The following is a 13,341-nucleotide window of genomic DNA, read 5'->3' as shown; positions in this document are numbered from 1 at the left end:
GGGCCGGATCGCGGTCCGGTCCGGTCCGCACCCCGCGGGGTCTCAGCCGCCGTCGCGGACGGCGACGATGCCGTTGAAGACGCCGACGTAGGCCGTGCCGTCGGGGCCGAGGGTGAGGGGCGCCCAGTTGTTGTCGTACAGCGCGCCGGTGCCGGTCAGCTGGCGCCAGCGGCGCTCACCGGTGCGGAAGTCGACCGCGGTGAGGTACCAGGCGTCGATGCCCCAGAGGTTGGGCTCCTTCTCGTAGAAGTAGAGCAGCCCGTTCGCGGTGGAGAGCTTGGGGACGACGGAGGGCGAGCGGATCGCGCTCTGCCACACCGTGTCGCAGCCGCTGCCGTCGGCCCGGACGTCGATGCGGCTGGCGCCGCCGACGACGGACTTGCCGAGGAGCAGGGTGGTGGGGTTCTCGTAGCCGTAGTTGTTCTCGACGACGATGCTGTTGCCCCAGGTGATCAGGGAGTTGTCGGTGGTGGAGGCACCGGAGCCGAAGACGGGCACCTTGCAGACCAGCCGCCGGTCCGCGGGGACGTCGTTGCCGCGCCGGTAGACCAGCACGTTCATCCGGTCGTCGGCGTTGTCGGTGATGGCGACGTAGCCGTTGCCGAAGAGGTCCGGCGTGGTTCCCGAACCCTGGTTGACGGACCCGGGCTTGGAGGAGGTGCCCCGGTCGTAGACCTGGCGCCACTGCGCCTGCGGGATGCCGTCCGGGCCGGCCCGGAAGCTGTACAGCGCGTGGTCGGTGACGATGGAGACGCCGTCCTCGGCGACCGAGAAGGAGTTCTGGATCTCCTCGCCCTCCAGTCGTACCGAGCGGATCCGCGAGGTGGCCGGGTCCACGGTGCCGACGCGGCCCTGGCGGGTGACCCACCAGATGCGGCCGTCCCAGTCCGGCATCACGGAGGTGACCGGGTCGCAGGTGCCGCTGGGCCACAGGTTGGTCCAGGTCACGCAGTCGTGCGGGACCTGGCCGGTGAGGTCCCAGTCGTCGTCGACGGTGAACTTCCAACTGCCGTCCGGGCTCTGCGCGTGGGAGAGGCGCAGGATGTGCTGGCGGGAGTCGGCCAGCACGGCCCGGTCCTGGTTGTCCAGGTAGAAGTAGGCACCGCCCGAGGTGTCCTTGAAGATCTTCGCGAAGTCGAGCGAGGTGATCGCCTCGACCGTGGAAGAGCGCTGCGGGAGCTGGTACTCCGCGAGCGTGGCGAGGGTGCGGGGCTCCAGGAGCTTGACCTTGAAGCCGGTGAAGGTGCCGCACACCGTGACGAGCCGGCCGCCGGCGTCGAAGGTGGCGGTGGCGCACTCGCCGCCGAGGGCGGCGATCTTCTCGCTGGTGACCTGCGGGTTCCTGCCGAGCGGCCCGGACCACGGCGAGGTGGCGCTGCCGGCGGCGTCGGAGTGCATGCCGCTGCGGCCGTTGGGCGCGAGGAAGGGGTGCTGCGGGGGCGCCTCGCCGGGCAGCGGGGCGGCGGCCGCGGGGGCGCCTTCGTAGGAGCCGACCAGGCGGTGGCCGGGGGCCTTGGGTATCTCCTCGGCCTGGGCCGGCACGGTGCCGTAGATCGCCGTGAAGGCGACGACGATCGGGAACACCGCGCAGTTCAACGCTCTTCGGAGCATCCGCACTCCCCTCTCTCTTCAGTTCTGTTGACAGTTCGTCTGATGTCGCGCCGCCGCCAGACGCTAGATCGCGGGGCCCGAGGAGTCCATGGGAGGGCCTCATGATTCACGAACGCGCAACAGTCGATCACGGGTCGAGGCCGGAGACGGCCTCGGCGGTGGCCGTGAGGCCGTCGTGGACGGTGGCGGCCAGGCTGCTGCCCGCGAGCAGGAAGCCGAAGAGCACGCAGACGAGGGCGTGCGAGGGCTTGAGGCCGCCACCGCGCAGGAAGAGGCACACGAAGACGAGCAGCAGGACGACCACGGAGAGGGAAATCACCACAGGAACCTCCTTGTGCGCCGCCATGGTGGCGCAGGAGGGGGTGGCTCCGGGCGGAACCCGTGTCCGCCGTACGGGTGTTGACGGACCGTGACGGGACGTCAGTCCTTGACGATCTCGTCCCAGCGGGTCGTGCGGTCGCACCAGCGTCCCAGCAGGACCGGGTCGTGGCCCACGGCGAGGAGGCCGGCGCCGGTGTCGGCGCGGTACTCCTCGACCACGTTGACCAGCGCTGCCGTGGTCGAGGCGTCGAGCATGGCCGTCATCTCGTCGCAGACCAGCCAGCGCGGCCGCAGTACCAGGGCGCGGGCCAGGCAGGCCCGCTGCAACTGCCCGTCACTGACCTCGTGGGCACGCCGGGTCAGCAGGTCGCGGCCCAGTCCGACACGCTCGGCCAGCTCGGCGACGGCGGCGTCGGCCTCCGTACGGCGTCCCGTGGCGCGCAGCGGTTCCGCGACGAGGTCGCGCAGCCGCAGGCGCGGGTCGGCGGAGAGCCGGGGCTGCTGGAAGACGACGCCCACGGCGGTGCGCAGGGCGCGCGGGGCCCGGTGCCGAAACCCGGTGACGGGGTGGCCGTCGAGGGTCACGGTGCCCCGGTCGGGGCGGTGCAGCAGGGCGGCGACGCGGGCCAGGGTGGACTTGCCGCAGCCGCTGGGCCCGAGGAGTCCCACGGCCTCGCCCGGGCGCAGGGCCAGGTGCGCGCCGCGGACGACGGGCTCGCGGCGGTCGTAGCCGGCGGTGATGTCCGCGAGCTCAAGCATGGTGGCAGGCCACCCCTTCGGTCAGCGGGGGCCGCTCGGCGCGGCAGACGGCGTCGGCCCGGGCGCAGCGGGCGGCGAAGGCGCACCCGTCCGGGAGGTCGCCGAGCTCGGGCGGGGCGCCGGGGACGGGTGCGAAGGCCCGTTCGGGCAGGGCGTCGAGCAGGCCGGCGGCATACGGGTGGCGGGGGCCGGGTGCGCCGAAGAAGGCCGCGGCGGGGGCGGTCTCGACGATCCGTCCGGCGTACATCACGGCGACGGTGTCGGCGATGCGCTCGGCGGCGGCGAGGTCGTGGGTGATCATCAGCAGCGCCCGGCCGGCCGGCCGGGTGTGGGCGCGCAGTTCGTCGACGGTGCGGTGGACGAGGTCCCGGTCGAGGCCGGTGGTCGGCTCGTCCGCGAGCAGCAGCGGTGCGTCCCCGACGAGGGCGAGGGCGGTGGCGGCGCGCTGGGCGAGGCCGCCGGACAGCTCGTGGGGGTACCGGTCGAGGTGGGTGGCGGGGAAGGCGGCCCGCTCGGCGGCGGCGTGGGCCGCGGCCCGCACCGCGGCCCGGCCGCGGCGCCCGCGCAGGCCCGCGGGGGCGCCCGGCACCCGGACGGTCTCCTCCAGGTGCGCCCGGACGGTGCGGACCGGGGTGAGGTGGGCGGCGGGGCTCTGCGGGACGAGACCGATGCGCCGGCCCCGCACGGTCCGGGCGAGGGTGCGCTCGTCGGCGGCGAGCACGTCGAGGCCGTCGGCGAGCCGGGCCGACCCGGCGGTCTCGGCGTTGCCGGGGAGCAGGCCGAGCAGGGCGGAGGCGAGCACGGACTTGCCGCAGCCGCTCTCGCCGACGAGGGCGAGGCACTCGCCGGGGGCGAGCCGGAAGGAGACGTCGGTGACGGCCTCGACGTGGCGGCCGCCCCGCATCCGGAACCGCACGCTGAGCCCGTCGACGCGGAGCACGGCCGCTTCGGGCCCGGGTGCGGCCCCGGCCGCTGCGGTCGGGGCGGTGTCTTCGGGGCGGGTCACAGGGTCAGCTCCGAACGGCGGCGGGGGTTGAGGCGGTCGCGCCAGGCGCCCGCGAGGCCGGCGATGGCCAGCGTCGGGACGATCAGGAAGAGGCCGGGGAAGAGGGTGGGCCACCAGTCCCCGGCCAGCAGCGAACCGCGGGCGCCCTGTACGAGGTTGCCCAGGCTGGCCTGGTGGGCCGGCAGGCCGAGTCCGAGGAAGGAGAGGGCCGACTCGTGCCACATGGCGTGCGGGACCATCAGCACGGCGGCCAGTCCGGCCTGCGGCAGCACGCCGGGGACGAGGTGGCGCACGGCGACGCGCAGGCGCGAGGCACCGCCCGAGACGGCCGCGTCCACGTAGGGCCGCCCGCGCAGGGAGAGGACCTCGGCTCGGACGATGCGCGCCGTCGACAGCCAGTGGGTCACGGCCACGGAGACCACGACCGGCCAGACGCCCGGCCGGAACAGCGCCACGATGAAGATGCCCAGCAGCAGGTGCGGGATCGAGGAGAGCGTGTCCACGACCCGCATGACCAGCCGGTCCGTCCAACCGCCGAGCGCCCCGGCCGCCGCGCCGACCGCCGTGCCGATGACGGTGGCGACGAGCGCCGCGACCAGCCCGACCAGCAGCGAGACCCGCAGTCCGTAGACGCAGCGCAGCAGCAGGTCGCGGCCGACGTCGTCGGTCCCGAAGGGGTGTGCCCACGACGGCGGCAGGAGCTTTGCCGACAAGTCGACCGCCTGCTGGTCGAGCCGGACCAACGGTGGCACCAGCAGCACGGCCAATACGATCAGCACCACGGTCACCGCCGAGGTCCGCACGCGCAGGTTCCGCGTCGAGGTCCGCGCCTTCCCGGCGGACCGCCACACCGTTTCAGCCATCGAAGCCCACCCTCGGGTCGGCCAGCCCGTACAGCAGGTCGGAGAGCAGGTTCCCGGCGAGCACCGCGGCCGTGGCGAGCACCGTCAGCGCCGCGAGCAGCGGGAAGTCCACGGAGGTGGCCGCCTGCACGGTGGCCGCCGCGATGCCGGGCCAGCTGAAGACGGTCTCCACCAGCAGGGCGCCGGTGATCAGTTCGGGGACCCGGGAGCCGACGAGGGTCAGCATGGGCAGCATCCCGGAGCGCAGTGCGTGCCCGAGCAGGACGGTCCGCTCGGCCAGTCCCCGTGCGCGGGCACCGCGCACGGGGTCCTCCTCCAGCGCGTCGGCGACGCCCTGGCGGACGTACAGGTAGAACCAGGGCAGCTGGGAGGTGCCCAGGACCAGCGCGGGCAGCGCCAGGTGCGAGGCGACCTGGCCGAAGGTGACCACGTCGCTGCCCGCGTCGGTGAGGCCGCCGGAGGGCAGCACGCCCAGCCGTACGGAGAAGAACCAGATGGCCAGCAGCCCCATCCAGAACGCGGGGGCGGCCTCCAGCGTGTACGCGAGGGAGGTGACGGCCCGGTCCAGCCAGCCGCCCCGGCGCCGCGCGGCCAGCACGCCCAGCGCGGTGCCGAGCAGGACGGCCAGGGCGAAGGCGGCGGCCGCGAGCAGCGCGGACCAGCCGGCCCGTTCCCCGATGACGTCGGCGACCGACTGCCGCATGACGGCGGAGGTCCCGAGGTCGCCGGTGAGGGCCGAGGTGAGCCACTCCCACCAGCGGGCGACCAGCGGCTGGTCCACGCCGAGGTTGGCGCGCAGCTGGTCGAGCTGGTCCTGCGAGGCGGTCAGGCCGGCGGTGCCGGCGTAGGCCTTGACCGGGTCGAAGGGGGACAGGGCGGCGATGGCGAAGACCCCGAAGGTGACGACGAGCAGGACGGGGGCGGCGAACAGGGTCCGCCGTCCCGCCATGCGCGCCATCGGCCCCCAGGGCAGTCGGCCGGAGGGGGGCGTCATGTGCTCCGGCTCACTTCTGCTTCGGCTTCCAGGCCTCGACGTTCCACCACGGACCGGCGCCGAGGCCGTGGTCGTGCGGCTCGACCTGCGTGGTGAGCCCCTCCCACGTGTCGTTCACGACGTAGAGGTGGTCGATGTGGGTGAGGAAGACGTAGCCCGGGTCTTTCACGAGCTCGCGCTGCACGGTGTCGTACGCGGCCTTGCGCACGGCCGGGTCGCCGCTGCGGCGGGCGTCGCCGAGGGCCCGGTCCACCACCGGATTGTCGTACCAGGCCATGTTGTTGAAGCCGTCGCCGGCGAGCGAGGAGGTCAGCAGCGGGTACTGGTCGAAGTCGGGGTCGGCCGGGGAGCCGCCGCCGGCGAGGACGGCTTCGGTCTTCATCCGGGGCTCGATGACCTCCCAGGTGCCCGCCTCGGTCTTGACCTCGATGCCGGCCTTCTTCGCGTCGGAGGCGAAGGCGAGCGCGTGGTCCTGGCGGATCTTGTCGCCGGAGGTGTACCAGAGCGGGAAGGAGGCGCGGACGCCGTCCTTGACGCGGACCCCGTCGGCGCCGGCCTTCCAGCCCGCGTCGTCGAGGATCCGCTTCGCCCCCTCCAGGTCGTGGGCGCGCTCGGTGCCGGCCGTGAACCAGGGGCTGTCGGTGGGGACCGGCCCGTAGGCCGGCTTGCCCGCGCCCTCCAGCAGCTTGTCCACCATGGCCGCGCGGTCGACGGCGACGTCCAGCGCCCGGCGCACCGCCGGGTCGCCGGTGACCGGGTGGTGGGTCGGGAGGGTCACGTTGCGGTAGTCGAAGGTCTTGGCCGCGAGGGTGGTGCGCGCCGTGCCCCCGGCGCCCTTGCCGCCCAGGCCCTTGGCCAGGTTCGGCGGCAGGATGGCCGCGTCCAGTTCGCCGGAGCGCAGCCGGGTGGCGCGGACGTCGTCGTCCTTGATGACGGCCATGGTGAACTTCTTCACCGCGGGCTCGCCTCCCCAGTAGGCGGGGTTGGCCTTGAAGGAGATCTTCTCGCCCTTGGACCAGCCGGTGAGCAGGTACGGTCCGGTCCCGACGGGGCGGGTGGTGAACTCGCCGCTGTTGACGTCCTGCGCGCCCGCGATGTGCTGCGGGGCGATCGGCAGGACGGTCCGCTCGGCGAAGGGAGCGTAGGGGTACTTCAGGGTGAAGACGACGGTGTCCTCGCCGCGTGCCTCGACGCCGGATATCGCGTCCAGTTCGGTCTTGGACGCGTTGTTGGTCTTCGGGTCCAGGATCGTCCGGTAGGTGAAGACGACGTCCTTCGCGGAGAAGGGGGCGCCGTCGCTGAACTTCACGCCCTGGCGCAGCTTGTACGTGTAGGTCAGCCCGTCCGCGGAGACCTCGGGGAGGGCTTCGGCCAGCGCGGGCCGCAGCCGCATGCCGGCGTCGTGCGTGAGCAGTCCGTCGAAGATCTTGGAGTTGCCGTCCTTGCCGTAGCCCAGCAGCGGGCTGAGGCTCTCCGGCTCACTGGCGATGCCCACCACCGCGGAGTCCGCTCCGGCGGATCCCGCGGCGGCGCCCCCCGCGGGGTTGGAGCAGGCCGCCGCGCCCGTGATGAGCGCGGCGGCCAGCGTCGCCCTGGCCACTCCCCTTACTGTCCGGGCCGTCATGCAGTGCACATCCCTGTTCGCGATCATCCGTTATTGCAAAGAGATCGCAATAATGCCAGACGGGATCAGAAGAAGACGAACCAGGTCACGTCCGCCGACGCCGTCGTGCCGGCCCCGTCGGTCACCGTGATCCGGCTCCCCCGGCTGCCCCAGGTCGTGGGCGTGCCCGAGACAAGCCCGCTGGCCCGGTCGATCGACAGCCCCGCCGGCAGGCCGGTCGCGGTGAAGGAGCGGCTGCCCGAACCGCCCGAGGCGGTGATCCGCAGACTGACCGGCCGCCCGACCGTGACGTTCTGGCTGCCCGGGTTCTGGAGGACCGGCGGGGTTCCGGAGCCCCCGCCCACGGTCCAGGAGAAGGTGGTCGAGCCGGACCGCCCGGCGCCGTCCGTGGCGGTGACCGTCACGGTGGAGGTGCCGGCCGCCGTCGGCGTGCCGGCGACCGTGCCGGTGGACCGGTCGACAAAGAGCCCGGCCGGAAGTCCCGCGGCCGTCCACGCGTACGGCGCGGTGCCGCCGCTCGCGGCGTTCCTCAGGGTGACGGCCTCGCCGACCGCGCTCGTCTGGTCGGCCACGGCGGAGACGGTCACCGCGCCCGGCTGCGGTGCGGCGGTGGCCAGGGTCAGCCCCCACTTGGCCAGGGCCTCGTTCACCGGCTGGAAGATGGTGAAGGTCTCCCCGCCGCTGCCGCAGGTGTTGCTGCCGCCGCCGGAGTGGATGCCGAGCGCCCTGCCGCCGGTGGCGCTCACGTACGAGCCGCCCGAGTCCCCGCCCGCCGAGCAGGCGTCGGTGTAGGAGAGGCCGTCGACGACGACGCTGCCGTAGTCCACGGACTGGTCGACCTTGGTGATCTCGCCGCAGCGCCAGTTGCTGGTCTGGCCCGAACGGCACACGGCCTGCCCGACGATCCCGTCCGCGGAGCCGGTCACCGTGACGTCGCCCTGGCCGTAGCCGGAGACCCTGGGTGCCACGTTCCACCCGGCCTGGTCCACGTCGACCACGCCCATGTCGCCCTCGCGGGCGTTGACACTGCGTCCGCCGCCCTTGTTCGAGGTGCCGACGCGGGTGCCGTCCTTGCCGTACGCGGCCTGGCTCACGTCGTTGGTGCAGTGGCCGGCGGTGAGGAAGCCCTTCAGGCCGCCCGCGCCGGTGACCGAGAAGCCGACGGAACAGGGGCTCTCGCTGCCCGGCACCCACTTCTCGCCGCCGACCACGTCGCCCGCCTGCTGGCGCGGCGCCGCGTCCGCTCCCGCGTCCGCCACGTGCACCGCGTCGCCCAGGGCGGCGGCGAGCCGGGCGGCCAGCGCCTCGTTCTGCGGCGTGCGGACGGTACGGACCACCTCGACGCGGTTGGCCCGCTGGTCCACGCCCCAGCCGGCGACCCCGGGCACCCCGGCGCCGATCAGGGCCGAGACGGTGGCACGGGCCTCGCGCAGGGCCCCGGCGCCGCGGGCCACCCGGTGCGGGACGGCGCCGGCGGCCGCGGCCCGGTCGGCCGCCGCCGCGTCCGCGACGGCCGCCTGGAGCAGGCCCGTACCGCCGTCGAACCAGACCCCGGCGAGCCGGTCGCCGAGCCCGGCGCGCAACTCGTCGGCGGTACGGGCCCCTTCGGCCTCCCGCGCCAGCCGCAGCCGGGCCTGGGCGGCGTCGAGCCCGAGGTCGCGGCGTACCGCCTCCGCCAGTGCGCCGGCGGCGGGCTCCGGGGACGGGGCGGCCACCGCCGGCGGGGCGGGCCGCGGGACGGCGGCGTGCGCCAGGCCGGTCAGGGCGCCGAGGGCGAGCAGCCCGGTGGCCGCGGCCGCGCCCCAGGCGGTCGCGGTGGTGCGCAAGCGTGGACGTGTCACGGCAGGTGCCTCTCAGGTGGGGGGAGGCCCGGCTCTGCGCCGGGGCCGCCCCCCACCCTGCGCGCGGCGGCCCCCGTCGGCATGAGGGAAATCCCTTGCGCCCCGCCGCATTTGGCACAACCGGAGGCGACCGGGGGGTTGCCCGGCCCCGGCCGCCCGTGCCATATATGTCTAGACCATTAACCGGAAGCCGAGGAAGGCACCCCGTGCGACGCAGCGCCCCCACGCTCGCCCTCTGCCTGGCCCTGAGCGGCCTGGCGGCGTGCACCGCGTCCGATACCGAGCCCCCGCCGGCCCCGGCCGGCCTGACCGCGCAGGCGGGCAGCGCCACCACCGTGCACGTGATGTGGAACGCCGCGGCGGACCGGGACGGGGTGACGGGCTACCAGGTCTTCCAGGCCGGCCGGCTGGTCCGCGAACTCCCCGCCGAGAAGACCATGATGGACGTCACGGGCCTGACCCCGCAGACCGCGTACGCCTTCACCGTGCGGGCGAAGGACGCGGCCGGCAACCTCTCCGCGACCGGTCCGGCCGCCTCCGCGACCACCCCCGCGGCCAAGGCCGAGGACGGCCGCGCACCCACCGCCCCGGGCGCCACGACGGCCCGCGCCACCGGACCCCGGGCCGCCCTCGTGTCCTGGTCCGCGGCGACCGACGACACCGCCGTGACCGCGTACGACGTCTACCAGGGCGGCGCCCGCATCCACACCGCCGGGCCCGGCGAGACCTCGACCACCGTGACCGGCCTCCAGCCCGACACCGTCTACACCTTCACCGTCCGGGCCCGGGACGGCGCCGACAACTCCTCCCCCGACGGCCCGGCCGTGGACGTGACGACCCCGCCCGCCTCCGGCGCCGGCCCCGGCACGGCCCCTTCGGACTTCACCGCGGCCGCCTCCCCCGGGATGGTCACCCTCTCCTGGACCGCCCCGGACACGGGCCGCGAGACCAGCGAGTACGAGCTCTGGGTGGACGGACGGCTGACGACGACCGTCCAGTTCGGCGCCGGCGCGGTGCCCAGCGGGCGGGTGGAGCACCGGATCACGGTGACCGAGCCGGCCGGGACGGTGTGGCGGGTGAAGCTGCGGGCCAGGCTGCCCGACGGCAACTGGGGCTCCTTCTCGGCGGAGCGGGCGGTCACCCTCACGGGGTGAGGGCGCGGGCGATCCGACCCGAACGGCCCTGCAGCGCAAGAAGATCACGCACAATACATCCGTGTTCGGTGAGTACTCGGTCAACAACAATCAGGCAGGTTCCTCGGGCGGCCCCCCTGAACCAGGCTCGGGCGCCGTGCCGGGAAACCTGCCGCCGGAATCGGCGGGCTTCGTGGGCCGGGAGCGCGAACTCGACCTGCTCGACGGGTGGTTGCGCGAACGCCGGCTGGTCACCCTGACGGGGGTGGGCGGCGTCGGGAAGTCCCGGCTCGCGCTGCGGGCCGCCGCCCGCGCCCACCGGGAGCACCCCGACGGCGTCTGGTGGGTCGAGCTGTCCCCGCTGCGCGACCCCGGACTGCTCACCGCCACCGTCGCGCACGCCGTCGGCCTCGCCGACCACTCGGCGCAGCCGCTCGACGAGGAGCTGTGCGCCTGGATGGCGGACAAGCGCCTCCTCCTCGTCCTCGACACCTGCGAGCACCTGGTGGCCGTCTCCCGCCACCTCGTCGGTGAACTCCTGCAGTCCGCGCCCGGGCTGACGGTGCTGGTCACCTCGCGCGAGCCGCTCGGCTCGCCCGGCGAGCGGGTCGTCGAGGTCCGGCCGCTGCCCTGCGACGGGCCCGACAGCGACGCCCTCGCCCTCTTCCGGACCCGGGCCCTCGCCGCCGCACCGCAGGCCGCGGCCGCCTTCGCCGACCCGGCCCGCGCCGAGGTCGCCGCCGAGGTCTGCCGGCGCCTGGACGGCATCCCGCTGGCCCTGGAGCTCGCGGGAGCCCGGTTACGCCTGTGGACCCTGGAGCAGACGGCGGAGCGGCTCGGCGCGGGCTTCGAGGCGGCCGCGGACACCGGGACCGGCGGACTCCCCCGCCACCGGACGATGCGGACCACGATCGGCTGGAGCCACGAACTGTGCGAGCCGGTGGAACGGCTGCTGTGGGCCCGGCTGTCGGTCTTCACGGGCGACTTCGACGCCGCCGCCGCGCGGGCCGTGTGCGCGGGCGGCCCACTGCCCGCCCCGCTGGTGGAGGAGGTGCTCGCGGGACTGGTCGCCAAGTCGGTGGTCCGGCGCACCGAGGAGCGCGGGGCCGGGGCCCGCTTCCGGATGCTGGACACGATCCGCGAGTACGGGCACGACTGGCTGGGCGAGCTCGGCGAGGTCCGGCTGACCGCCGACCGGCACGCCCGCTGGTACGCGACGCTCGCCCGGGCCGCCGACCGCGGCTGGCTGGGCCCGGAGCAGGTCGACTGGTACCGCAGGACGACCGCCGAGCACGCGCACCTGCGGACGGCCCTGGAACACCTGCTGGGCACCGATCCGGTGGCGGCCCTGGAAATGGCCGGATCCCTGTGGTTCCACTGGTTCGCGTGCGGGCACGTGCACGAGGGCCGGGGCTTCCTGGAACGGGCGCTGCGCGCCGCTCCGGCCGAGGGGGCCGCGTACCAGCAGGCGCAGTGGGCCCTCGGGCTCACCGCGCTGCTCCAGGGCGACATGGAGACGGCCCAGGACCTCGGGGAGCGCTGCACCCGCGGGGCGGACCGGCTCGCGGATCCGGAACCGGAACTGCGCGCCGCGTACCTGCGGGCCGTCTCGGTGCTGATGCCCGGCGACCCCCTACGGGCCCTCGCCCTGGCCGGACCCCGGGCCCGGGCGGCCCACGGCGGGAGCGCCAGCGCCCCGGGCTGGCTGCTGTGCAAGCTGGCCACCGGCTACGCCCTGTGCGACCTGCGGCGCTACGAGGAGGCCGCACAGGAGGCCCGGACCCTGCGCGAGAGCTGCGCGGAGCTGGGCGAACGCTGGCTGCGGGCCTACGCGGACTACGTGCTCGCGGTGGCCGCGCTGGGCCTGGGCGACCACGGGGAGGCCGCCCGGCACGTGCGGGCGATGCTGTCCGGGAAACGGCTGCTCGGCGACCGGCTGGGCATGGCGCTGGGCCTGGACGTGCTGGCCGCGGCGGTCGCGGGGCTGGGCGACGGGGAGCTCGCGGCGCGGCTGCTGGGCACGGGGCACGCCTGGTGGCGCACGGTGGGCCGGCCCCAGATGGGCGGCTCGCCCTCGCTGACGGCCCTGCGCGACCAGGGCGAGCGGCGGGCCCGCGCGGCGATCGGCGACGCGGCGTACGAGAAGGCCTTCCGGGGCGGCACGACGGCGCCCACCGGCTGAGGCCCGGCCGGTGGGCGCCCTGCCGCGCGGGCTCCCGTCAGTACGGGAGGGGTCTGCCCGACGGGGTACGCAGGTCCAGGTCTCGTGGGGCGGGCTTGGGGACGGGCTTGCGGATCAGCTGCTGGCGCATGCTGCCTCCTCGCTCAGACCAGGGCCGGGCGGCGGGGTGCCACCGTCCGGCCGTCGGGGAGCAGTTCACCGGTGTCGTCGAAGACCACGGCGCCGTTGCAGAGCAGGCTCCAGCCCTGTTCGGGGTGGGAGGCCACGGTACGGGCGGCGTCGTGGTCGGCGCTGTCTACGGCAGGGCAGGGGGGCTGGTGGGAGCACATGGCGCACCTCCTCGCAGAGTGGGGCGGGAGGGCCGGTGGTCACCCGGTCGAATCCGCGATCCACGGTGGCGGTGAGTATGGCCGATCGCCACCCCCGGACGGAACCCATTTCAGCCGTTCAGTTCACGGTGTGTATGCCCGATTACGATGCGCTCATGCCCGGTTTCCGGATCATTCGCCGCACGCTCCTCCCGCCCGCCGAGGCGTGGCTCAGGCTGACGGACTGGGAGCGCCACGGCGCCCTGGTCCCCCTCACCCGGACGGTCGTGGAGACCGCGCCGCCGACGGGGGTCGGAACCCGCTTCACGGCCCGTACCGGTGTGCGCGGGATCACCTTCGACGATCCGATGGAAGTGACCCTCTGGCGTCCGCCGGAGGCGGGGGCGGCGGGCCTGGTCCGGCTGGAGAAGCGCGGCCGGATCGTCACCGGCCGGGCCGAGATCGAGGTCCGCCCGCTCCCGGCCGGCGGCACGGAGGTCCACTGGTACGAATCCCTCCGGATCCGCGGCCTCCCCCGCCTGCTCGACCCGACGGTCGACGCGGCCGGCCGCCTGATCTTCTCCCGAGCCCTGACCGCCATCCTGCGCCCGTAGCAGCCCTCCGCGCGGCGTCCCCACCCATACGGCGTTCGCACACCCCTCGCGCCGGGCCCCGGCCCCGCCACAGGCCCGGGCCAGG

The 13,341-nt window shown here is 74.8% G+C and carries 12 protein-coding genes; 3 read left to right on the top strand and 9 right to left on the bottom strand.

Features of this window, described 5'->3' with window-relative positions; genetic code table 11:
* Window positions 1-42: 42 nt before the first annotated feature.
* The 8 genes from CP968_RS28370 to CP968_RS28335 all read right to left on the bottom strand — a co-directional run bounded on the left by CP968_RS28370 (window position 43) and on the right by CP968_RS28335 (window position 9,019).
* Window positions 43-1,611, bottom strand: a complete 1,569-nt coding sequence (locus CP968_RS28370) for a hypothetical protein (protein ID WP_150520694.1) — start codon at window positions 1,609-1,611, stop codon at window positions 43-45.
* Between the two features lie 127 nt (window positions 1,612-1,738).
* The gene (locus tag CP968_RS28365; protein WP_150520693.1) at window positions 1,739-1,933 is read right to left on the bottom strand and encodes a hypothetical protein; all 195 of its coding nucleotides are present in this window, start codon (window positions 1,931-1,933) and stop codon (window positions 1,739-1,741) included.
* A gap of 98 nt (window positions 1,934-2,031) precedes the next feature.
* Window positions 2,032-2,691, bottom strand: coding sequence for an ABC transporter ATP-binding protein (locus CP968_RS28360; protein ID WP_150520692.1), 660 nt, complete (start codon window positions 2,689-2,691; stop codon window positions 2,032-2,034).
* Window positions 2,684-3,595 (bottom strand): oligopeptide/dipeptide ABC transporter ATP-binding protein, encoded by a 912-nt coding sequence (locus tag CP968_RS28355; RefSeq protein WP_150522175.1) that lies wholly within the window; start codon window positions 3,593-3,595, stop codon window positions 2,684-2,686. Before CP968_RS28355 ends, CP968_RS28360 begins: the two co-directional genes overlap by 8 nt.
* 98 nt (window positions 3,596-3,693) lie before the next feature.
* Window positions 3,694-4,560: an ABC transporter permease gene (locus tag CP968_RS28350; RefSeq protein WP_150520691.1), complete on the bottom strand. Its 867-nt coding sequence runs from the start codon at window positions 4,558-4,560 to the stop codon at window positions 3,694-3,696.
* Window positions 4,553-5,518 (bottom strand): ABC transporter permease, encoded by a 966-nt coding sequence (locus CP968_RS28345; RefSeq protein WP_150522176.1) that lies wholly within the window; start codon window positions 5,516-5,518, stop codon window positions 4,553-4,555. Before CP968_RS28345 ends, CP968_RS28350 begins: the two co-directional genes overlap by 8 nt.
* Window positions 5,519-5,564: 46 nt before the next feature.
* Window positions 5,565-7,178, bottom strand: coding sequence for an ABC transporter substrate-binding protein (locus CP968_RS28340; protein WP_150520690.1), 1,614 nt, complete (start codon window positions 7,176-7,178; stop codon window positions 5,565-5,567).
* A 65-nt stretch (window positions 7,179-7,243) separates the two neighbouring features.
* The gene (locus CP968_RS28335; protein ID WP_150520689.1) at window positions 7,244-9,019 is read right to left on the bottom strand and encodes a putative Ig domain-containing protein; all 1,776 of its coding nucleotides are present in this window, start codon (window positions 9,017-9,019) and stop codon (window positions 7,244-7,246) included.
* A 206-nt stretch (window positions 9,020-9,225) separates the two neighbouring features.
* Between CP968_RS28335 and CP968_RS28330 the strand changes: the two genes are divergently transcribed.
* Window positions 9,226-10,173 carry a fibronectin type III domain-containing protein gene (locus tag CP968_RS28330; RefSeq protein WP_229886688.1) on the top strand — a complete coding sequence of 316 codons (948 nt, stop codon included), beginning with the start codon at window positions 9,226-9,228 and terminating at the stop codon, window positions 10,171-10,173.
* A 136-nt stretch (window positions 10,174-10,309) separates the two neighbouring features.
* A complete protein-coding gene (locus CP968_RS28325; RefSeq protein WP_150520687.1) occupies window positions 10,310-12,334 on the top strand; it encodes an ATP-binding protein in 2,025 nt (674 codons plus the stop codon).
* A gap of 143 nt (window positions 12,335-12,477) precedes the next feature.
* Here CP968_RS28325 and CP968_RS28320 read toward each other — a convergent pair whose 3' ends face one another.
* Window positions 12,478-12,663 carry a DUF5999 family protein gene (locus tag CP968_RS28320; RefSeq protein WP_150520686.1) on the bottom strand — a complete coding sequence of 62 codons (186 nt, stop codon included), beginning with the start codon at window positions 12,661-12,663 and terminating at the stop codon, window positions 12,478-12,480.
* A gap of 155 nt (window positions 12,664-12,818) precedes the next feature.
* On the opposite strand from CP968_RS28320, the gene CP968_RS28315 reads away from it, so the two are divergent.
* Window positions 12,819-13,256 (top strand): SRPBCC family protein, encoded by a 438-nt coding sequence (locus tag CP968_RS28315; RefSeq protein WP_150520685.1) that lies wholly within the window; start codon window positions 12,819-12,821, stop codon window positions 13,254-13,256.
* The last annotated feature ends 85 nt before the right edge of the window (window positions 13,257-13,341 follow it).

Origin of the sequence: Streptomyces subrutilus (assembly GCF_008704535.1) — a bacterium.
GTDB classification, from domain to species: Bacteria; Actinomycetota; Actinomycetes; order Streptomycetales; family Streptomycetaceae; genus Streptomyces; species Streptomyces subrutilus.
The sequence above is the reverse complement of the archived record's forward strand: the minus strand, read 5'-3'. Positions and strand labels throughout refer to the sequence as shown.

What these genes read in the sequence shown, in the direction of transcription:
- CP968_RS28370 (WP_150520694.1), bottom strand. Translation starts at nt 1,611, where the DNA reads ATGCTCCGAAGAGCGTTGAACTGCGCGGTGTTCCCGATCGTCGTCGCC.
- CP968_RS28360 (WP_150520692.1), bottom strand. Translation starts at nt 2,691, where the DNA reads ATGCTTGAGCTCGCGGACATCACCGCCGGCTACGACCGCCGCGAGCCC.
- CP968_RS28340 (WP_150520690.1), bottom strand. Translation starts at nt 7,178, where the DNA reads ATGACGGCCCGGACAGTAAGGGGAGTGGCCAGGGCGACGCTGGCCGCC.
- CP968_RS28345 (WP_150522176.1), bottom strand. Translation starts at nt 5,518, where the DNA reads ATGGCGCGCATGGCGGGACGGCGGACCCTGTTCGCCGCCCCCGTCCTG.
- CP968_RS28315 (WP_150520685.1), top strand. Translation starts at nt 12,819, where the DNA reads ATGCCCGGTTTCCGGATCATTCGCCGCACGCTCCTCCCGCCCGCCGAG.
- CP968_RS28320 (WP_150520686.1), bottom strand. Translation starts at nt 12,663, where the DNA reads ATGTGCTCCCACCAGCCCCCCTGCCCTGCCGTAGACAGCGCCGACCAC.
- CP968_RS28355 (WP_150522175.1), bottom strand. Translation starts at nt 3,595, where the DNA reads ATGCGGGGCGGCCGCCACGTCGAGGCCGTCACCGACGTCTCCTTCCGG.
- CP968_RS28350 (WP_150520691.1), bottom strand. Translation starts at nt 4,560, where the DNA reads ATGGCTGAAACGGTGTGGCGGTCCGCCGGGAAGGCGCGGACCTCGACG.